Annotated in this window: 15 protein-coding genes and 1 tRNA gene; 1 reads left to right on the top strand and 15 read right to left on the bottom strand. The window is 56.6% G+C overall.

Annotation, left to right across the window (positions count from 1 at the left end):
* From B150_RS23095 to B150_RS0118790, 5 genes are all read right to left on the bottom strand, one after another.
* Positions 1-94 (bottom strand): GTP-binding protein (locus B150_RS23095; protein WP_155860145.1); only part of this gene is annotated, 94 nt, incomplete at its 3' end.
* A gap of 67 nt (positions 95-161) precedes the next feature.
* Complete coding sequence (gene fusA, locus B150_RS0118805; RefSeq protein WP_020401506.1) at positions 162-2,243, bottom strand: elongation factor G; 2,082 nt, start codon at positions 2,241-2,243, stop codon at positions 162-164.
* Between the two features lie 27 nt (positions 2,244-2,270).
* Positions 2,271-2,741, bottom strand: coding sequence for a 30S ribosomal protein S7 (gene rpsG, locus B150_RS0118800; protein ID WP_020401505.1), 471 nt, complete (start codon positions 2,739-2,741; stop codon positions 2,271-2,273).
* Between the two features lie 21 nt (positions 2,742-2,762).
* Entirely contained in the window at positions 2,763-3,134 is a 372-nt protein-coding gene (gene rpsL / locus B150_RS0118795; RefSeq protein ID WP_020401504.1) for a 30S ribosomal protein S12, read from the bottom strand.
* A 317-nt stretch (positions 3,135-3,451) separates the two neighbouring features.
* Positions 3,452-5,326: a TonB-dependent receptor plug domain-containing protein gene (locus B150_RS0118790; protein ID WP_020401503.1), complete on the bottom strand. Its 1,875-nt coding sequence runs from the start codon at positions 5,324-5,326 to the stop codon at positions 3,452-3,454.
* A gap of 105 nt (positions 5,327-5,431) precedes the next feature.
* On the opposite strand from B150_RS0118790, the gene B150_RS21910 reads away from it, so the two are divergent.
* Positions 5,432-7,576 carry a PQQ-dependent sugar dehydrogenase gene (locus B150_RS21910; RefSeq protein ID WP_020401502.1) on the top strand — a complete coding sequence of 715 codons (2,145 nt, stop codon included), beginning with the start codon at positions 5,432-5,434 and terminating at the stop codon, positions 7,574-7,576.
* A gap of 145 nt (positions 7,577-7,721) precedes the next feature.
* Here the strand turns inward: B150_RS21910 and rpoC are convergent, their stop codons facing one another.
* The 10 genes from rpoC to B150_RS23090 all read right to left on the bottom strand — a co-directional run.
* Complete coding sequence (gene rpoC / locus B150_RS0118780; protein WP_020401501.1) at positions 7,722-11,945, bottom strand: DNA-directed RNA polymerase subunit beta'; 4,224 nt, start codon at positions 11,943-11,945, stop codon at positions 7,722-7,724.
* Between the two features lie 128 nt (positions 11,946-12,073).
* Positions 12,074-16,171: a DNA-directed RNA polymerase subunit beta gene (gene rpoB, locus B150_RS0118775; RefSeq protein ID WP_020401500.1), complete on the bottom strand. Its 4,098-nt coding sequence runs from the start codon at positions 16,169-16,171 to the stop codon at positions 12,074-12,076.
* 230 nt (positions 16,172-16,401) lie between these two features.
* Positions 16,402-16,773 carry a 50S ribosomal protein L7/L12 gene (gene rplL / locus B150_RS0118770; RefSeq protein ID WP_020401499.1) on the bottom strand — a complete coding sequence of 124 codons (372 nt, stop codon included), beginning with the start codon at positions 16,771-16,773 and terminating at the stop codon, positions 16,402-16,404.
* Positions 16,774-16,875: 102 nt separating this feature from the next.
* Positions 16,876-17,391 (bottom strand): 50S ribosomal protein L10, encoded by a 516-nt coding sequence (gene rplJ, locus B150_RS0118765; protein WP_025898065.1) that lies wholly within the window; start codon positions 17,389-17,391, stop codon positions 16,876-16,878.
* 381 nt (positions 17,392-17,772) lie between these two features.
* Positions 17,773-18,468: a 50S ribosomal protein L1 gene (gene rplA / locus B150_RS0118760; protein ID WP_020401497.1), complete on the bottom strand. Its 696-nt coding sequence runs from the start codon at positions 18,466-18,468 to the stop codon at positions 17,773-17,775.
* Positions 18,469-18,472: 4 nt separating this feature from the next.
* Positions 18,473-18,901 (bottom strand): 50S ribosomal protein L11, encoded by a 429-nt coding sequence (rplK, locus tag B150_RS0118755; RefSeq protein WP_020401496.1) that lies wholly within the window; start codon positions 18,899-18,901, stop codon positions 18,473-18,475.
* A gap of 107 nt (positions 18,902-19,008) precedes the next feature.
* Positions 19,009-19,545, bottom strand: a complete 537-nt coding sequence (nusG, locus tag B150_RS0118750) for a transcription termination/antitermination protein NusG (RefSeq protein ID WP_020401495.1) — start codon at positions 19,543-19,545, stop codon at positions 19,009-19,011.
* Position 19,546: 1 nt separating this feature from the next.
* Entirely contained in the window at positions 19,547-19,744 is a 198-nt protein-coding gene (secE, locus tag B150_RS0118745) for a preprotein translocase subunit SecE (protein ID WP_020401494.1), read from the bottom strand.
* A 107-nt stretch (positions 19,745-19,851) separates the two neighbouring features.
* A tRNA-Trp gene (locus B150_RS0118740) sits at positions 19,852-19,927 on the bottom strand.
* 168 nt (positions 19,928-20,095) lie between these two features.
* On the bottom strand, positions 20,096-20,189 hold a 94-nt coding region (locus B150_RS23090), incomplete at its 5' end, for an EF-Tu C-terminal domain-related protein (RefSeq protein ID WP_020401493.1).

Genomic DNA, 20,189 nt, shown 5'->3' with positions numbered 1-20,189 from the left:
TCGCAGCCGTAAGCGTCGTCTTGCCGTGGTCTACGTGACCAATCGTGCCAACGTTACAGTGCGGCTTGTTACGTTCAAACTTTGCTTTTGCCATTTTACTACCTTTCTATCGGCCCTTGTTTGCCAAGGGATCCATAGCATTGGTTTTTCTTGTTTATGTTTTAACCAGCGAGCTTGGTCTTGACTTGCTCAGCCACGTTCGCGGGTACTTCAGCGTAATGGTCGAATACCATCGAGAACTGCGCACGACCTTGGGAGAACGAACGGAGGTCGTTCACATAGCCGAACATGTTCTCGAGTGGAACCATTGCGTTGACTACCGTTGCCGGACCACGGGCTTCAGAACCCTGGATCTGACCACGGCGCTTGTTGAGGTCACCAATAACGTCGCCCATATACTCGTCCGGCGTTACGACTTCAACTTTCATGATCGGCTCAAGAAGCTTGATGCCGGCCTTCGATGCTGCTTCGCGCATCGCACCGCGACCTGCGATCTCGAATGCCAGCACGCTGGAGTCGACATCGTGGTACGCGCCATCGATCAGGCGTACGGAGAAGTCGATGATCGGGAAGCCGATGAGAGCACCGCTCTCAGCAACGTCTTTCACACCCTTTTCTACGCCCGGGATGTATTCACGCGGAATGTTACCGCCTTTAATTTCGTCTACGAAGGTGAGACCCGAACCACGCTCGCCCGGGGTGATAACCATCTTCACGCGACCGAACTGACCGGAACCACCGGACTGTTTCTTGTGCGTGTAGTCGATTTCGACCTGCTTGGCGAAGGTTTCGCGGTAAGCAACCTGAGGTGCACCAACGTTACATTCTACTTTGAACTCGCGCTTCATGCGGTCGACGATGATCTCCAGGTGGAGTTCGCCCATACCAGCAATAATAGTCTGACCGGATTCTTCGTCCGAGGAAACGCGGAACGACGGATCTTCAGCAGCCAGACGGTTGAGCGCGAGGCCCATCTTCTCTTGGTCAGCTTTCGATTTCGGCTCAACAGCAATCTCGATAACCGGATCCGGGAACTCCATGCGCTCGAGAACTACGAGGCTGTTGTTCGCGCAGAGGGTATCACCGGTCGTGGTCATCTTGAGGCCAGCGAGAGCAACGATGTCGCCTGCGCGTGCTTCTTTGACGTCTTCACGGCTGTTAGCATGCATCTCGAGCATACGACCGATCTTTTCCTTCTTGCCTTTCACCGTGTTGGTGACTTGCGTGCCGGACTCGAGAACGCCCGAGTAGATACGGCAGAAGGTGAGCGAGCCCACAAACGGGTCGTTCATGATTTTGAATGCGAGCATGGAAAGCGGCTCGTCGTCGGTGGAGTGACGAACGATTTCTTTCTCAGCATCGTCAGCGTCAACGCCGCGGATAGCTTCTACGTCGGTCGGAGCCGGCATGAAGTCCACAACAGCGTCGAGGAGCGGCTGAACGCCTTTGTTCTTGAACGCAGTACCGTTGAGAACCGGAACGAAGAGGCCTTTTACAGTACCCTTGCGGATAGCTTTTTTCAGCTCTTCTTCGGAAAGCTCTTCACCTTCAAGGTATTTTTCCATCAGGGCTTCGTCAGCCTCAACAGCGGTCTCGATCATCTCGAGGCGAGCCATTTCAGCGGCGTCCTTGAGGTCGTCACGAATATCAACATATTCGTAGGACGCACCAAGGTCTTCACCCTTCCAGAGAACTTCCTTGAACTTGATCAGGTCGATCAGGCCTTCGTACTCGCTCTCAGCACCGATCGGGAGCTGGAGAATGAGCGCCTTGGCACCGAGACGGGTCTTGATCATGTCAACGCAACGCTCGAAGTTCGCGCCCATACGGTCCATTTTGTTGACGAAGCACATGCGCGGTACGCGGTACTTGTCAGCCTGGCGCCATACGGTCTCGGACTGCGGCTCAACACCGGCTACGGAGTCGAATACGGCAACAGCACCATCGAGTACGCGGAGCGAACGCTCTACCTCAATGGTGAAGTCAACGTGACCCGGGGTGTCGATGATGTTGATGCGGTGATCCTTCCAGAAACAGGTCGTCGCGGCAGACGTGATCGTGATGCCGCGTTCTTGTTCCTGCTCCATCCAGTCCATGGTAGCGCCGCCATCGTGTACTTCACCGATTTTGTGGCTACGGCCTGTGTAATAAAGGATACGTTCGGTCGTGGTCGTTTTACCAGCATCGATGTGTGCCATGATGCCGATGTTACGGTAACGATTAAGTGGCGTTCTGCGTGCCATGGAACTGGTTCCTCAACTTTGTACTGATTACCAACGATAGTGCGAGAAGGCTTTGTTAGCCTCAGCCATCTTGTGCGTGTCTTCACGCTTCTTGACGGCAGCACCGCGGTTGTTCGCCGCGTCCAGCAGTTCGCCGGACAGACGGTCAACCATCGTGGTTTCGTTGCGTTTACGAGCAGCTGCGATGAGCCAACGGATAGCAAGCGCTTGAGCACGCTCGTTGCGAACTTCAACCGGAACCTGGTACGTCGCACCACCTACACGGCGGGAACGCACTTCGATAGCCGGCTTCACATTGTCGAGTGCATCGTGGAACAGGCCGAGCGCTTCAGTTTTTGCGCGCTCTGCCATTTTGTCCATGGCACCATAAACAATGCGCTCTGCAACGGATTTTTTACCGTCGAGCATCAGGCTGTTCATGAATTTGGTCAGTACAACGTCACCGAACTTGGGGTCGGGCAGGACGTCGCGTTTCTCTGCTTTATGACGACGAGACATAGCGGTATTCCTCTCTCAACCTTATTTCGGACGCTTGGTGCCGTATTTGGAACGGGCTTGACGACGATCTGCGACGCCTTGCGTGTCGAGAACACCGCGGAGGGTGTGGTAACGCACACCCGGCAAGTCTTTTACACGGCCGCCGCGGATAAGCACGACGGAGTGTTCTTGCAGGTTGTGACCTTCACCCGGAATGTAGCTCGTAACCTCGAAGCCATTCGAAAGGCGCACACGAGCAACCTTACGAAGTGCCGAGTTCGGCTTTTTCGGAGTCGTTGTATAAACACGGGTACATACGCCGCGTTTTTGCGGACATGCTTCAAGAGCCGGCACTTTATTGTGGATCGGCTTCGCTTTGCGCGGCTTCCGCACTAGCTGCTGAATGGTAGGCATCTTAATTCCTTGCCGTTTTTCTCTGTCACCATCACTCGGACGACCTACTACACATGCAGCAAAACCGCCTGCATCGGGGCTTTTAGGCTCCGACGAGGCCATCCGTGAAATTTCAAATGTTTGTTCTCTTGGCCGGAAAACCCCAGCGTCTGGCCTGTTTGGGCCACCACCTGAGCTCCGACGAGGTGCGCTTACTATACCGAAAACCCGCGCGCGTCAATGAAAAAACGGGGTTCTGCGCCATTTGCATTGAGCCCGTCGGATTCGACCTCAATTTGCTGCCACAGACCCTATATTTATAACGAGCGTTACGCGCATCACCACTTAAACGATAGCGATGCACGCATTCGTGTTTGCGCACGGTAGCCGAGGACGGGTTGATAATCCCTCCCCAGCACATTGTCCGCCACCATGTACAGCCTGAGTCCCGGACTGACTTCATAGTATGCAGACAGGTGCACTGTACCGTAGCTTTCTAGTTCAGCGAAGCCTGTGGGGACCGAGAAATCATAACGGTTCCCTACATAGCGCCAATGGGCCAGAAGCCCGAACCGGTCGGTGGGTGTATACTCGAGTGTTACACCACCTGTCCATTCCGGCCTTTGCTGCAGGGCGCGCCCCGGCTGCCCGGCGATATCGGTGTCCACATAGCTCAGGTTCCCAGAAAGGGCGAACTCTTCCGAGAGCGGGACTTTGGCCGAAAGCTCAACGCCTCTTGCCGTGACGTCCGACAGGTTGACCACCTTGAACGCATCCGGGTCAAACTCCACGAGGCCACGGTAGTGTGTCTTGAAGAGTACGGCACGCAGTTCCCCCACCTGCCTTAAAGGCCAGCGGGCTTCGATCTCGAAGCCCTTGCTGCGCTCGGGTGTCAGGCTCGGGTTGCCGACAAGGGGATGTGCGAGCGCATAAAAGCTCGGCAGCTTGAAGCCTTCAGCCCAGCGCGCCGATAGTGTGCCCTGCCCTGGCAGCACCGAAAGGCTAATGCCGCCCTGCCCGGTCACCTGGTCGCCATAGCCATCGAAGGCGTCATAGCGCACCGCGCCTTCAACAGCGGCAAATGTATTGACCTGCCAGTCCGCCGTCAGGAAGCCCGCGACAGTCTCGCGCGTCAGCTCAAAGCCTGCGGGCAGCGGAAAACCGAAATCGAGGATACTGTCATTGCGGCCCGCTTCGCGCTCATAGGCAACACCGGTCGCTATTGTCAGGTCTTCCGTGAAGCGCCGGCCTAGCACCAGCGCAAGTTCTGTCCGTCTGAACGCCGTATCCGCCAAGGTGGCTGGTAGGCCATCGGTAACGCCCGCCGGGACCGCCGGGGTGTCCGCTGCCTGCTCAAGCCTGCTGTGTCCACCGATAAAACGGAGCGTATATGCGCCAAGCTCAAGCCTGCTCTGGAGCGATGCGACCAGTTGCTCTTCACTCGCTGTTTCTGTCGCATCACTTTCGGCATACAGTGGTCCGCCGCTGTCAGCAGGCAGACGGTCAAAATCTGCGCTGTGATAGCTGAGCGCGGCATCAATGCGCAGCGCACCCGCTTCATGCACCAGCTTGCCGCCCACATGCCTGCGTGTCTCCGCGCCGCCGTCTGAGGCCGCGTCCCGCTCACCAAGGCTCCCCTGTATATTGACGGCTGTGCTCGCGGTAACCGGCACGTCGACATAGGCGTATGCCTTGCGGTAACCCACGTCGCCCAGTTCAACACGCGCATAACCGCCAACCGATTGCCCCGGCCTGCGGGTCACGATGTTGATTGCCCCCGCGAGCGCGTCAGAGCCATAGAGCCCACCCTGCCCGCCATGCACGAGTTCCACGCGTTCAATAAGTGCCGGGTCGATGAGACCCAGATTAAAAAGGCCACCACGGCTGTTGGTCGGATCGTTCACCTGTATGCCGTCGATCATGATGACAGTGAAGTTTGCTTCCCCGCCTCTCAGCGACAGGCTCGACAGCGTGCCATCGCCGCTTGATGCTGCAAACACCCCCGGCAGGCTATTAAGCGCCGACTGAATATCTTGCGGCATGAAGCGGTCCAGTGCGTCACCATCCAGACTATAAAAGCCCATGGTCGGCGCACTATCACTGCCGGCCCAACTGCCAGCGACAACGATTTCTTCTACAGTGCCCACCTCCGCCGTAACCGGCGATGCCAGAATGCAAAGGGCGGGAGCGAGCGATAGGTGGATAAATTTCATAAAATGCCTTTGGTGGGCATGGCGCCCTTATGATTATGTTTTCATTGATAATGTCCTCCGATATACCCGAAGGACGGACAAAATCAATCGGTGTGGGAGGGGACATTGACCGGAAGCAAAAAGTTGAACGCTGCCATTTCAATATTGGCGCTGTTGGGCATTGTGGTGCTTGGCCTTGTATTCGGTGAAAAATGGGCAGCTGCTGGCGGTATCATACCCCGTTTCCTGTTTGTATTCCCTGACGCGCCCTTGAACCACAGCGACTTCTGGTTCGTCATCAAAACCTTCACGGCGGCACACCTTATTATTTTCACCGGAATCACCTGGGCGGCGGGAGCGAACGTCTTCAACCAACCGCGCCGCACTGCGCTGGACCTCTATGGCATGATCGCGGGCTTCGCCCTGACATCCTTCGGACTTTTCCTCCTGAGCGAAATCCCCTTCGACCCCGAATTCTTCGCCTGTGCGTTTGTGCTCTCGGCCCTGTTCCTGGCGGCGGGGCAATTCATCGGCACGGTGCGGCAGGACGGTATGTCCGCGCTATGGCGAGCGCCCACCGGTCTGATTGGTCAGGCTTTCACATCGCTCAAAAGCCTGGCTGGCGTTTTTGTTGTCGTATCGGTCCTTATCCCTGTCGTCACTGCGGCCGTATATGTCACCAACCAGGACTTCGCCAACGCGGTGACGCGCCTGAGGGTAAGCCTGAACTCAGGTGGTGGTGGCGATTGGAAATTTACTGACCTCTATGACGGGCAGCGTTTCCTGCAACCCATGCTCGGACGCTTTGCGCCGGGCGGGGACTTCTATGTCCTCGAACGCGGCGGCAAAGTCTACAAACTCGCAGCGCCGAAGCATGATAACAAAGAGCTGGTGCTGGACTTCTCGGCCAATGTCGGTATTGCCGAAAAGGAAAACGGCGCACAGGGGTTCGACTTTCATCCCAATTTCGCGGGCGGTACCGAGCAGCTGTTCGTTTACTATACCGACTATTCAGACCCTGAACATCAGGTCAACAAGCTGTCGCGCTTTGACCTGTCCGCAGCTACTGTAGAGGAGCGTTCCTCAACCGAGTTTGTGCTGATCGCACAGGGGCGGCGCAACGATGGGTTCCATAACGGTGGCACGGTCGTTTTCGGGCCTGATGGGTTCCTCTATCTTTCCCTTGGGGAAATGAGTGCTGACGAGGAACGGCAGACGATTGACCGCAATCTGCGCGGCGGCGTTCTACGCCTCGATCCCCTGATGCAGGGTGGCACCATCAGCCACGCGCCGTCGCGGCAGCCCAACGACGGCAAAACACAGGGCTATTTCATCCCGAATGATAACCCGTTTGTTGGACAGCCGAATGCCCTTGAGGAATTTTGGGCGCTCGGCCTCAGAAACCCCTTCCGCATCGACTTTGATCCCGAAACCGGCGCCCTTTGGGCGGGTGAGGTGGGCTCAACCGTATGGGAAGAAGTCAATGTCATTGAAGCCGGCGGCAACTATCAGTTCCCCTTCATCGAGGGAGGGCCACCTGAGAAACCTGTTGTTCGCCCCGATGTGATCGTGGGTACTGAGAAAGAGCCGCGCTATTTCTACCGTCACACCGCATTTGACCGTGCAGTCATCGGCGGCACGGTTTACCGCGGCGAAAAGCACCCGAGCCTTGCTGGCAATTATCTGTTCGCTGACAATTATTCCGGCAAGGTCTGGGCCATTGCGGCGGACGCCCCAGCCCCTGAAAGCCCAAACTTGTTGACGCAGGTGAACCAAGTGGCACAGAGAGGCATTACCTCCATCCAGCAGACGCCAGGGGGTGACATTATCATCACCACCCTCGGAGAAAGCACTGTTGCAAGCGGTCGTGTGTTACGCCTTGTTTCAAAAGAAGAGTGGGATGCGCTTGGCCTCAACGATGAAGTGACGGTCGTCAAGGAAGACAGCATCCCACTGACGCGCGCCAAGGCGCTTTACGGTGAGAATTGCGCACGCTGCCACGGCGACAGCGGCAAGGGCGACGGCCCGGACGCGCCAGATATCGACGTGCCGCTGCCGGACTTTACCAGCAGCACATTCCACAATGCCCGCTCAGAGGGTGACTTGCGGGAATTCATCCTGAAGGGCGGGGATGCCTTGGGCCGCAGCTACTGGATGCCACCTTGGGAAGGGATCCTGACCGACGCCGAGGTGGACGGCATGATCAAATACATCCGCCGGCTTGACCCCGATTATAACCCGCCACCGGGCGAGGAAGGTCATCGTCACTAAAGGAAATGAAGGCCCGCACTCCGCGGGCCTTTTTATGCGTACCGCAGAACATCAAATCACCGCGCAAAGACTCGGACGCTGGACAAAGAAAAAGGGCCCACCGGAAGGTGAGCCCTTTTTTCATTCTTTATCGTGGTAAACCGACTTAGGCTTCGCTGCCCTGCTCGCCAGAGGCTTCACCGGAGGTCGCTGCTGCGAACTCGGCTTCGGCTGCTGCCATCGGGTCATCAAGCTCGGCTTGCTGTGCGGCGGCCAGTTTGTCGCGCTTCTGCGCTTCGTGGCGCAGACGGTTGACAACCGAACCGGTACCAGCCGGGATCAGGCGACCAACAATCACGTTTTCCTTCAGGCCAACGAGCTTGTCTTTCTTGCCTGCCACAGACGCTTCGGTCAGCACGCGGGTGGTCTCCTGGAACGACGCAGCCGAAATGAAGCTGCGGGTCTGCAAGGACGCCTTCGTGATACCGAGCAGGATCGGGTGACCCTTCGCCGGCAGCTTACCCTGTGCTTCGAGCTTGGCGTTGTTTTCCTCGAACTCTTCGCGGTCAACCTGCTCACCCAGAAGCATGGTGCTGTCGCCAGACGACGTGATCTCGACCTTCTGCAGCATCTGGCGAACGATCACCTCGATGTGCTTGTCGTTGATCTTCACGCCCTGCAGACGGTAAACGTCCTGCACCTCTTTCACGAGGTAATTGGCCAGTGCTTCAACGCCCATAACCTGCAGAATATCGTGCGGTGCCGGGTTACCGTCGATCAGGTATTCACCCTTCTGGATGAAGTCGCCTTCCTGCACGGCAATGTGTTTACCCTTCGGTACCAGATATTCGATCGGCTCACCGTCGTCCTCACGCGGACGAATGGTGATGCGGCGCTTGTTCTTGTAGTCGCGGCCAAACTCAACAATACCGTCGATGTCAGCGATGACAGCGTGGTCCTTCGGACGGCGGGCTTCGAAAAGCTCGGCCACACGTGGCAGACCACCGGTAATGTCTTTCGTCTTGGCGGCTTCGCGCGGGATACGGGCGATCACGTCGCCTGCAGATACGCGCTTGCCGTCCTCAACCGAGAGAATGGCGTCAACAGACAGGAAGTAACGCGCTTCCGTACCGTTTGCGAGCTCGACAACCTCGTCGCTTTCATCACGGAGCGTGATGCGCGGACGCAGGTCAGCACCTTTCGGTGCAGAGCGCCAGTCGGTCACAACCTTGGACGCGATACCCGTGCCCTCGTCCACAACCTCTTTCATGGAAGTGCCTTCCACGAGGTCAACGAGACGGACGATACCCGACTGTTCGGTGATGATCGGAATGGTGTAAGGGTCCCACTCAGCGAGTTTCTCGCCTTTCACCACTTCGTCGCCTTCGTCCTTGAAGAGGTGCGAACCGTAGGCAAGGCGGTGCTTGGCGCGCTCACGGCCTTCATCGTCCACGACGACAACTTCCATGTTACGGCTCATCACAACCTTACGGCCGCGGCTATCTTCAATAACGTTGCGGTTATCGATACGGACTTTACCGTCAGCAGACGATTCAACTGCCGATTCCGCGTTTACCGTTGCAGCACCACCGATGTGGAAGGTCCGCATGGTAAGCTGCGTGCCCGGCTCACCGATCGACTGTGCAGCGATAACACCAACAGCTTCGCCCATGTTCACCGGCGTACCGCGTGCAAGGTCACGACCGTAACACTTGCCACAGGTGCCGCCTTTGGTCTCACAAGTCAGAACCGAGCGGATCTTAACTTCGGCGATACCAGCGGTTTCAATCGCGTCAGACTTCACTTCGTCCAAGAGCGTGCCTGCTTCGAACAAGAGGTCGCCCGTTACCGGATGCTTCACGTCAAGCGACAGGCAACGGCCGAGGATACGCTCGCTGAGTGGCACGAGAACGTCGCCGCCCTCGGACACTTCCGTGATCGTGATACCAGCTTCGGTGCCGCAGTCTTCCTCGATCACCACGCAGTCCTGGGACACGTCCACAAGACGACGGGTCAGGTAACCGGAGTTAGCTGTTTTCAGTGCGGTATCGGCAAGACCTTTACGCGCACCGTGCGAGGAGTTGAAGTACTCGAGAACCGACAGACCTTCTTTAAAGTTGGAGATGATCGGCGTCTCAATGATCTCGCCCGACGGCTTGGCCATAAGACCACGCATACCAGCAAGCTGTTTCATCTGGGCCGCGCTACCACGAGCACCGGAGTGAGCCATCATGAATACGGAGTTCATGTTGCTCTCACGACCGTTCTCATCGGTGGTGGTGCGTTCCATTTCCTTCATCATCGCGTCAGCGACCTTGTCGGTACACTGTGCCCAGGCGTCTACAACCTTGTTGTATTTCTCGCCCTGGGTGATGAGACCGTCTTGATATTGCTCCTCGTACTCTTTCACGAGGGCGCGGGTATCGTCGACGAGCTTCTCTTTCGCGTCCGGGATGATCATGTCGTCTTTACCGAAGGAGATACCCGCGGCACAAGCGCGGCGGAAACCTTCGCCCATGATACCGTCAGCGAAGAGGACCGTGGTCTTCTGGCCGCAGTGACGGTAAACGACGTCGATCACTTCCGAGATCTCTTTCTTCGTCAGCTTGCGGTTGATCAGGCTGAACGGCACTTTCGGGTGCTTCGGCAGGTGCTGCGCGAGGATCATGCGGCCTGGTGTCGTCTCAACGCGTTTGGTGACAAGTTCACCTTTGTCGTTGATCAGCTCAAAGCGTGCATTGATCTTGGTGTGCAGCGTGATGGTCTTGCTGTCGAGCGCAAACTGGATTTCTTCCATGGTGGAGAAAGCCTTGCCCTCGCCCACGTCGCCTTCGCGCATGGAGGTCATGTAGTAGAGACCCAGCACGATATCCTGCGACGGTACGATGATCGGCTTGCCGTTCGCAGGGCTGAGGATGTTGTTTGTGGACATCATCAGCACGCGAGCTTCAAGCTGCGCTTCAATCGACAGCGGTACGTGAACAGCCATCTGGTCACCGTCGAAGTCAGCGTTGAACGCCGCACAAACGAGCGGGTGAAGCTGAATAGCCTTACCTTCAATCAGAACCGGCTCAAATGCCTGGATACCAAGACGGTGAAGTGTCGGTGCACGGTTGAGCATAACCGGGTGCTCGCGGATGACCTCATCGAGGATATCCCAAACCTCACGGCGCTCTTTCTCAACAAGTTTCTTCGCAGCCTTGATGGTGGTTGCGATGCCTTTCTTGTCGAGGCGCGAATAGATGAACGGCTTGAACAGCTCAAGCGCCATCTTCTTCGGCAGGCCACACTGGTGGAGCTTGAGCTCAGGGCCAACCACGATTACCGAACGACCGGAATAGTCAACACGCTTACCAAGAAGGTTTTGACGGAAACGGCCTTGCTTACCTTTAAGCATGTCAGAGAGCGACTTGAGCGGACGCTTGTTCGCACCGGTGATGGTGCGGCCACGGCGACCGTTGTCAAACAGCGCATCAACAGCTTCCTGCAGCATCCGCTTCTCGTTCCGGATGATGATGTCCGGCGCGCGCAGCTCGATAAGACGCTTCAGGCGGTTGTTACGGTTGATCACACGACGGTAAAGGTCGTTAAGGTCAGATGTCGCGAAACGGCCACCATCCAGCGGCACCAGCGGGCGCAGCTCTGGCGGGATAACCGGCACAACGGTCAGGATCATCCACTCAGGGCGGTTACCGCTCTCGAGGAATGCTTCAATAACCTTCAGGCGCTTGACGATCTTCTTCGGCTTCAGCTCGGACTTGGTCTCAGCCAGTTCCTTCAGAAGCTTCTCACGCTCGCCTTCGAGATCGATGTTCTCGAGGAGCTTGCGGATGGCTTCCGCGCCGATGCCAGCCGTGAAGCTGTCTTCGCCGTATTCGTCCTGTGCACGGTAGAAATCATCTTCCGACAGAAGCTGGAATTGCTTCAGCGGCGTCAGGCCCGGCTCAATAACGACATAGTATTCAAAATACAGAACGCGCTCGAGATCCTTCAAGGTCATGTCGAGAAGGAGACCGATCCGGCTCGGGAGAGACTTGAGGAACCAGATGTGCGCAACCGGAGCCGCGAGGTCGATGTGACCCATGCGCTCACGACGTACTTTGGAAAGCGTAACTTCAACGCCGCATTTCTCACAGATAATGCCGCGATACTTCATCCGCTTGTATTTGCCGCAAAGGCACTCATAGTCCTTCACAGGACCGAAGATGCGTGCACAGAAAAGGCCATCTTTCTCGGGCTTGAAGGTCCGGTAGTTGATGGTTTCCGGCTTTTTGATCTCACCAAAAGACCAGGACCGAATCCGCTCCGGCGACGCGATCGAGATCTGGATCTGATCAAACGTTTCCGGTTTCTGGTTCGGGTTGAAGTATTTCATCACTTCTTGGTTCATGTCCGGCGTCTCTCTTAATTCGCTGTCGGGGCAATTTCTTTGCTCAAAGGAGCCCCGCTTCGCCTTCCAAACTCAGCCCGCCGCAGCAGGCGCGGCCGAGGGATACATCCCCCGGCCTCTAACATGGCTTATTCAGTGCCCGTGATCAGCTCGACATTGAGGCCGAGGGACCGCATTTCCTTCACGAGAACGTTGAAGGATTCCGGAATACCTGCCTCGAAGGTGTCGTCGCCGCGAACAATCGCTTCATAGACCTTGGTACGGCCCTGAACGTCATCCGACTTGACGGTGAGCATCTCCTGAAGCGTATAGGCTGCGCCATACGCCTGAAGTGCCCAAACCTCCATCTCACCGAAGCGCTGACCACCGAACTGTGCCTTACCACCAAGCGGCTGCTGGGTAACGAGGCTGTACGGGCCGATGGAACGAGCGTGGATCTTGTCGTCAACAAGGTGGTGCAGCTTGAGCATGTAGATGTAGCCCACTGTCACCTTGCGGTCGAACTTCTCGCCGGTACGACCGTCATAGAGGTCAACCTGGCCAGAGCTGTCGAGGCCTGCTTTTTCAAGCATGGTCACGATGTCGGCTTCCACGGCACCATCGAATACCGGCGTGCCCATCGGAACACCGCTTGTCAGGTTGCTGGCAAGCTCGAGGATCTGATCGTCAGAAAGTTCCGCGATCTCTTCGTTATACTGCTCTTCGCCGTAAACGTCCTTGAACTTCGCACGGAAGTCGTCAACCGCGCCACTGCCGTGACGATACGCTTCAATCATGCCATCAATTTGACGGCCAAGACCGCGCGATGCCCAGCCAAGGTGCGTCTCGAGGATCTGACCCACGTTCATACGCGATGGTACACCGAGGGGGTTCAGCACGACGTCGACCGGCGTACCGTCCTCAAGGTGCGGCATGTCTTCTTGCGGCAGAATGCGCGAGATAACACCCTTGTTCCCGTGACGGCCTGCCATCTTGTCACCCGGCTGAAGCTTACGCTTCACGGCAACAAAGACTTTAACCATCTTGAGTACGCCCGGCGGCAGTTCGTCACCACGCTGGAGCTTCTCGATCTTCTCGTCGAAGCGGCGCTGAAGCTGGCCTTTGCTGTCGTCGAACTGCTTGCGCAGTGCTTCGATGTCAGCCATGGCAGCATCATCGTCAACCGCGAGGTCCCACCACTGGATGCGCTTGATTTCAGCAAGGCCTTCAGCAGTGATCACGGTGCCCTTCTTCATGTCTTTCGTGCCGGCAGTAACCGTACGACCTTCAAGAAGCGGACGCAGACGACCATAGATGTTGCGCTCAAGGATCACGCGTTCGTCTTCACGGTCTTTGGTCAGACGCTCGATTTCCTCACGTTCGATGGTGAGGGCACGCTCGTCTTTGTCAACGCCGTGACGGTTGAACACACGAACTTCCACGATGGTACCGGCAACACCCGGCGGCAGGCGCAGGGAGGTGTCGCGTACGTCAGAAGCTTTTTCACCGAAGATGGCGCGGAGGAGTTTCTCTTCCGGCGTCATCGGGCTTTCGCCCTTCGGCGTGATCTTGCCGACGAGGATGTCACCCGGGTGAACCTCAGCACCGATATACACGATACCGGCTTCGTCGAGGTTCTTAAGGCCTTCTTCACCCACGTTCGGAATATCGCGTGTGATCTCTTCCGGGCCCAGTTTCGTGTCGCGCGCCATCACTTCGAATTCCTCAATGTGGATCGAAGTGAAGACGTCTTCCTTCACGATGCGCTCGGAGATCAGGATCGAATCCTCGAAGTTGTAACCGTTCCACGGCATGAACGCCACGAGAGCGTTACGGCCGAGAGCCAGTTCACCAAGCTCCGTCGACGGACCATCACAAATGATGTCGCCCTTGCGGATCTCGTCACCCACTTTAACGAGCGGACGCTGGTTAATGCAGGTGTTCTGGTTGGACCGCTGGAACTTGGCGAGCGTGTAGATGTCAACGCCGGACTTGCCCGGGTCAACTTCTTCGGTCGCACGGATCACGATACGGGTCGCGTCCACCTGCTCCACGACGCCAGTACGGCGGGCAGCGATGGCAGCACCGGAATCACGGGCCACAACAGCTTCCATGCCGGTACCAACGAACGGCGCTTCAGCACGAACAAGCGGAACGGCCTGACGTTGCATGTTCGAACCCATGAGTGCGCGGTTCGCGTCATCGTTCTCAAGGAACGGGATGAGCGATGCGGCCACGGATACGAGCTGCTTCGGCGATACGTCCATCAAGGTGATGTGCTCAGGCGTGGACATGATGAATTCGCCAGCCTGGCGGCAGGATACGAGGTCGTTTGCGAAACGGCCATCTTCCGTCAGCTCGGCGTTCGCCTGAGCCACGGTGTATTTCTGCTCTTCCATCGCGGAGAGATAGATCACCTCTTCGGTGACCTTACCGTCAACAACGCGGCGGTACGGGCTTTCGATGAAGCCGTATTTGTTCACCTGCGCATAGGTCGCGAGCGAGTTGATCAGACCGATGTTCGGGCCTTCCGGCGTTTCAATTGGGCAGATACGGCCATAGTGTGTCGGGTGTACGTCGCGGACTTCGAAGCCTGCACGCTCACGGGTCAGACCGCCCGGGCCAAGCGCCGACATACGGCGTTTGTGGGTAATCTCGGAGAGCGGGTTGGTCTGGTCCATGAATTGCGACAGCTGCGAGGAGCCGAAGAATTCACGTACAGCCGCCACAGCCGGCTTCGCGTTGATGAGGTCATGCGGCATCACGGTGTCGATGTCGACGGACGACATACGCTCACGGATCGCACGCTCCATACGCAGGAGACCGATGCGGTACTGGTTTTCCATCAGCTCGCCAACGGAACGCACACGACGGTTGCCAAGGTGGTCGATGTCGTCCACCTCACCGCGGCCGTCTTTGAGCTCAACGAGCGTCTTGACGGTTGCGAGGATGTCCTCACGGCGCAGAACACCAACAGTGTCTTCGCACTCGAGGCCAAGGCGCATGTTCATCTTCACACGACCAACGTCGGAGAGATCGTAACGCTCCGGATCGAAGAACAGGCCGTAGAACAGCGTCTCGGCAGTTTCCTTGGTCGGCGGCTCACCCGGACGCATCACTTTGTAGATCTCAGCGAGCGCACTGTCGTGGCACTCAACCTTGTCTGCCTTGAGCGTGTTACGGATGTACGGGCCGATTGCCACGTCATCGATGTCGAGAACCGGAATCTCATCGAAACCAGCGGCAGAGAGTGCCTCAACGATTTCTTCCGTAAGCTCGTCACCAGCTTCCACGTAGATCGCGCCGGTTTTCTCGTTGATCATGTCTTCAGCAGCATATTTGCCGATGATGACTTCTTCAGGCACGAGAACGCCCTCAACGCCAGCCTTCTCGAGGCTTTTCGCGAGGCGCGGCGTGATTTTCTTGCCAGCTTCCGAGATAACCTCACCGGTGTCGGCGTTCACGAGGTCGAACTCAGGCTTCTGGCCGCGCCAGTTCTCAGCCACAAACGGCATGCGCCAGCCACCTTCAGTGCGGCGGAAGCTTACCATCTTGTAGAAATACTGCAGGATGTCCTCAGCGGTCATGCCCAGTGCATAAAGAAGCGACGTTGCCGGCAGTTTGCGGCGACGGTCGATACGCACGTTCACGATGTCCTTGGCGTCAAACTCGAAGTCGAGCCAGGAACCGCGGTAAGGGATAACGCGAGCAGCAAAGAGGAACTTGCCCGACGAGTGGGTCTTGCCCTTGTCGTGGTCGAAGAACACACCTGGCGAACGGTGCATTTGCGATACGATCACACGCTCGGTGCCGTTGATCACGAAGGTACCGTTATCGGTCATCAGCGGAAGGTCGCCCATGTAGACGTCCTGTTCCTTGATGTCGAGAACCGACTTGGCTTCCGTTTCAGGGTCAACCTCAAATACGATCAGACGCAGGGTTACCCGCAGCGGTGCGGCATAGGTCATGTCGCGCTGCTGGCACTCTTCTACGTCATACTTGGGCTCTTCAAGCTCGTATTTCACATATTCCAGCGAGGAAGTCGCAGAAAAATCCTGGATCGGGAATACCGATTTCAGGACTTTCTCGAGGCCGGATGACAGCCTCTCTTCTTCCGTTGCGCCGGGCTTGAAGAACTGGTCATAGGACCGCCGCTGAACCTCGATGAGGTTTGGCATCTGCGTGACTTCGGAAATGCGTCCAAAGTCCTTACGCACGCGCTTACGACCGGTAAATGAAGTCGCCATGCTTCGCCCTCGTTCCTTGAGTTGTGCCGGAGATCCGCCAGCTACGCGGACCATCTCGGCTGCCAAAATAGAGCCTAAGGTAAGGACCTTACCCTAAACTCCTGAAAATCCAAAACATTTGGGCGTCTCACCCAAACCAGACCGGATATTACTGTCCCCCAGTCCCTTAGGACGCCGAAAGGCCGGGAGCGAATTTCGCTCCCGACCCCGGGAAAAATGTACTCAAGTAATTACTTGAGTTCAACTTTCGCACCAGCTTCTTCGAGCTTCTTCTTGAGCTCTTCTGCTTCTGCTTTGTTGACGCCTTCTTTAACAGGCTTCGGAGCGCCTTCAACGAGGTCTTTCGCTTCTTTCAGGCCGAGACCCGTAATAGCGCGAACTTCTTTGATCACGTTGATTTTCTTGTCGCCAGCGTCAGCGAGAATTACGTCGAATTCGTCTTTCTCTTCTTCAGCAGCAGCAGCCGGGCCAGCAGCAGCAGCAACAGCTACCGGTGCAGCAGCGGATACGCCCCAGGTCTCTTCAAGCATTTTGGAAAGCTCAGCAGCTTCCATAACCGTCAGAGCAGAAAGTTCTTCTACAAGCTTGGCAAGATCAGCCATTTCTATTTACTCCAAATAGGCGGTCCATCTCAAAAAGGATCCGCATGTATCATTGCGTTAGGTATCAGGCGGCCGCCAAAGGCATAGCCGCCCAGGATGTCGTTAAGCTGCGTCTTTGTTGCTGTAAGCACCGAAGACACGGGCCAGTTGACCCGCAGGGGCCTGCGTAACAGCCGCGAGTTTCTGGGCAGGAGCTTGCAGGAGACCCACAAGTTTGCCACGAAGCTCGTCGAGCGACGGCAGTTCGGCGAGAGCTTTAACGCCAGCCTGATCCAGTACCGTGGTGCCCATGCCGCCACCGAGAAGACGAAGTTTTTCGTTCTTCTTGGCGTATTCAGCAAGAGCCTTCGGTGCTGCGACTGGGTCATCAGCAAAACCGATAGCCGTCGGACCGTTAAACAGGTCCGCAATGCCTTCGTATTCAGTGCCTTTAAGCGCAAGACGAGTCAGCCGGTTTTTAGTAACCTTAAGCGATGCACCCACTTCGCGAAGTTGCGAACGCAATGCCGTGATCTCAGCAACCGACAGGCCGTCGTAGTGAACTACAACGACAGAAGCGGCGCCAGCGAACACGTCATGCAGGGATGCAATCAGTTCCTGCTTCTCGGCTCTTTCCACTATCTCGTCTCCGACTTTGAAGGTTCGTGAAACATACTTTGAACCTTCGTCATTTGAGCCATGCACCGGCGGGATCATTCCCAAGACCGGTACTCTCCTCTGTCCGGAGGTGCGGGTTTACCTAAGTCTTCGCAGGATGGATTGCATCCGTCCCTCGAGGAAACCGCGGTATCCTTATGGGCGCGTGCCCAAATGGAAAAATTCCCTTAACCCCGTCTCATGCAGGCCGTGGATCCGCGACGACCACTTGCTTTAAACCCTGAAGGTCACATACTAGAAACCCACTTCAAGGCACCTGCAATCTCGGACAGTTACTCTCGCACAGGCAAAACAGCCGCCTGAGCGCTTGTGCCGAGCCGAGGCCCGGCACAAATTCGCGTGTTACTCGCTAAGAGCGGCAGTGTCGATCTTCAGGCCAGGGCCCATGGAAGAGGACAGCGCAACTTTCTTAACGTAGGTGCCTTTAGCACCCGACGGCTTGGCTTTGATAACCGCGCCGATGAACGCTTTCGCGTTCTCGATGATTTGTGCTTCGTCGAAGCTGGCTTTGCCAACACCGCCATGGATGATACCGGCTTTTTCAACGCGGTATTCAACCTGACCGGCCTTAGCAGCTTCAACGGCGCCCTTGACGTCCATCGTTACGGTGCCGAGTTTCGGGTTCGGCATCAGACCTTTCGGGCCAAGTACCTTACCGAGGCGACCAACAACAGCCATCATGTCCGGGGTTGCGATGCAACGCTCGAAGTTGATTTCGCCGCCTTGGATGGCTTCCATCAGGTCTTCTGCGCCAACCACATCAGCACCAGCCTTCTTCGCTTCTTCAGCTTTCGGGCCACGTGCAAATACAGCAACGCGAACGGACTTACCGGTGCCATGCGGCAGCGATACAACGCCGCGAACCATCTGGTCAGCGTGACGCGGGTCAACACCGAGGTTCATAGCGACTTCGATCGTTTCATCGAACTTCGTAGCCGAACGGGCTTTGAGTTCTTTTACAGCTTCTTCAACGGTATAGAGCTTTTCGCGGTCAATACCATCCCAGGCTTTTTGCATGCGTTTTGCGAGCTTTGCCATCGGATTAACCCTCCACCTTCAGGCCCATCGAGCGCGCGGAACCTTCGATGATCAGCATTGCTGCATCGACGTCGTTTGCACTGAGGTCAGCCATTTTTGCTTCCGCGATTTCGCGAACCTGATCACGGGTAACGGTACCAGCAACGGCACGACCCGGGGTTTGACCACCGGACTTGAGGCCGGCAGCTTTTTTAAGATAGTAGCTCGCAGGCGGCGTCTTGGTGATGAACGTGAACGACTTGTCCGCGTAGATCGTCAGAATGGTCGGAATCGGCATGCCCGGTTCCATTTTCTGCGTGGCAGCGTTAAATGCCTTACAGAATTCCATGATGTTTACACCGCGCTGACCCAGTGCCGGACCAATTGGCGGCGACGGGTTAGCTTGACCGGCTTTTACCTGAAGCTTCAGATAGCCAGTAATCTTCTTTGCCATCGTCTTTCCCTTTCAATAACAACAACGGCCGGCTTCCCGGCCAAGGGTACGTGGTGCGGCCAATGGCGGGCCTCCCACGCGCTTTTCGGGGCACATGCCCCAAAACTTTACGAAACTTTTTCGACCTGGGTGTATTCCAGCTCAACCGGCGTGGCGCGACCAAAGATCGACACCGACACCTTGAGGCGCGCCTTGTCCTCGTCCACATCTTCAACCGTACCGTTGAAGCTGGTGAACGGACCATCGGTCACGCGTACTTCCTCACCGATCTCAAACACAATGTTCGGACGCGGGCGCTCAACACCTTCCTCAACCTGGTTGAGGATGCGGGCGGCCTCGGCATCCGAGATCGGCGACGGACGGCCCTGCGGACCAAGGAAACCCGTTACCTTCGCGTGACCATTTGCGAGGTGGTAGGTGTCGTCGGTCAGGACCATTTTAATCAGCACATAGCCGGGGAAGAACTTCTTCTCGGCTTTGACTTTTTTGCCCTTGCGGACTTCGATCACCTCTTCGGTCGGCACAATGACTTCATCAACAAGCGCCTCGAGGCCTTGCTGTTGAGCCTGTTCCTTGATTGCCTCAGCAACCTTCTTTTCAAAGCCCGAATAGGCGTGAATGATATACCAGCGAGACTTGCTCACATCAATCTCCGAGACCCAAGAGGAACTGGACACCGGCATTCAGAAGAAAGTCGACGCCCAGGAAAAATACGGCCATGATGACCACCATGATAAATACCATGACAGAGGTGATTCCCGCCTCTTTAGGTGTCGGCCAGGTTACTTTAGAACCTTCCTGCCGCACCTGGCGTACAAATTCACCCGGGGTGGTCTTCGCCATCATGTGTCCTTTTTTTGCTCTTACGGCCCGCGCTTGATCATTCAAAAGCGCAGGCTGCTCAATACCTTAGTCACTGACCACCGTCGTGGCCCTGATGCCCAGCAGCTTGGCAGGGGCGGAGAGACTCGAACTCCCGACACCCGGTTTTGGAGACCGGTGCTCTACCAACTGAGCTACGCCCCTAAAGCCATCGTGCATCCGTGAGGGGTGCGGTTTAGCGTCCGACGCCCTCGCTTGCAAGTACTTTTTTTACCTTTATTTAAAAGGCCTACACCGCGAGATTAAACTTGCATTCCTGCGGGCAGCAAAATGGGCCGGACTGGCCGGCCCATTCTGATTTACTGGTCGCGATTAAGCGATGATTTTAGCTACGACGCCGGCGCCGACGGTACGACCACCTTCGCGGATAGCGAAGCGGAGACCCTCGTCCATAGCGATCGGAGCG

It is taken from the genome of Kordiimonas gwangyangensis DSM 19435 = JCM 12864 (assembly GCF_000375545.1).
In the GTDB taxonomy this organism is placed as follows: domain Bacteria; phylum Pseudomonadota; class Alphaproteobacteria; order Sphingomonadales; family Kordiimonadaceae; genus Kordiimonas; species Kordiimonas gwangyangensis.
This window is presented reverse-complemented; position numbering and strand designations above follow the sequence as displayed.

Bases quoted from the DNA above. Each gene is read 5' to 3' on its own strand.
- rpsG (WP_020401505.1), bottom strand. From the start codon at position 2,741: ATGTCTCGTCGTCATAAAGCAGAGAAACGCGACGTCCTGCCCGACCCC.
- rplK (WP_020401496.1), bottom strand. From the start codon at position 18,901: ATGGCAAAGAAGATTACTGGCTATCTGAAGCTTCAGGTAAAAGCCGGT.
- fusA (WP_020401506.1), bottom strand. From the start codon at position 2,243: ATGGCACGCAGAACGCCACTTAATCGTTACCGTAACATCGGCATCATG.
- rpoC (WP_020401501.1), bottom strand. From the start codon at position 11,945: ATGAACCAAGAAGTGATGAAATACTTCAACCCGAACCAGAAACCGGAA.
- secE (WP_020401494.1), bottom strand. From the start codon at position 19,744: ATGGCGAAGACCACCCCGGGTGAATTTGTACGCCAGGTGCGGCAGGAA.
- rplA (WP_020401497.1), bottom strand. From the start codon at position 18,468: ATGGCAAAGCTCGCAAAACGCATGCAAAAAGCCTGGGATGGTATTGAC.
- B150_RS0118790 (WP_020401503.1), bottom strand. From the start codon at position 5,326: ATGAAATTTATCCACCTATCGCTCGCTCCCGCCCTTTGCATTCTGGCA.
- rpoB (WP_020401500.1), bottom strand. From the start codon at position 16,171: ATGGCGACTTCATTTACCGGTCGTAAGCGCGTGCGTAAGGACTTTGGA.
- rplL (WP_020401499.1), bottom strand. From the start codon at position 16,773: ATGGCTGATCTTGCCAAGCTTGTAGAAGAACTTTCTGCTCTGACGGTT.
- rpsL (WP_020401504.1), bottom strand. From the start codon at position 3,134: ATGCCTACCATTCAGCAGCTAGTGCGGAAGCCGCGCAAAGCGAAGCCG.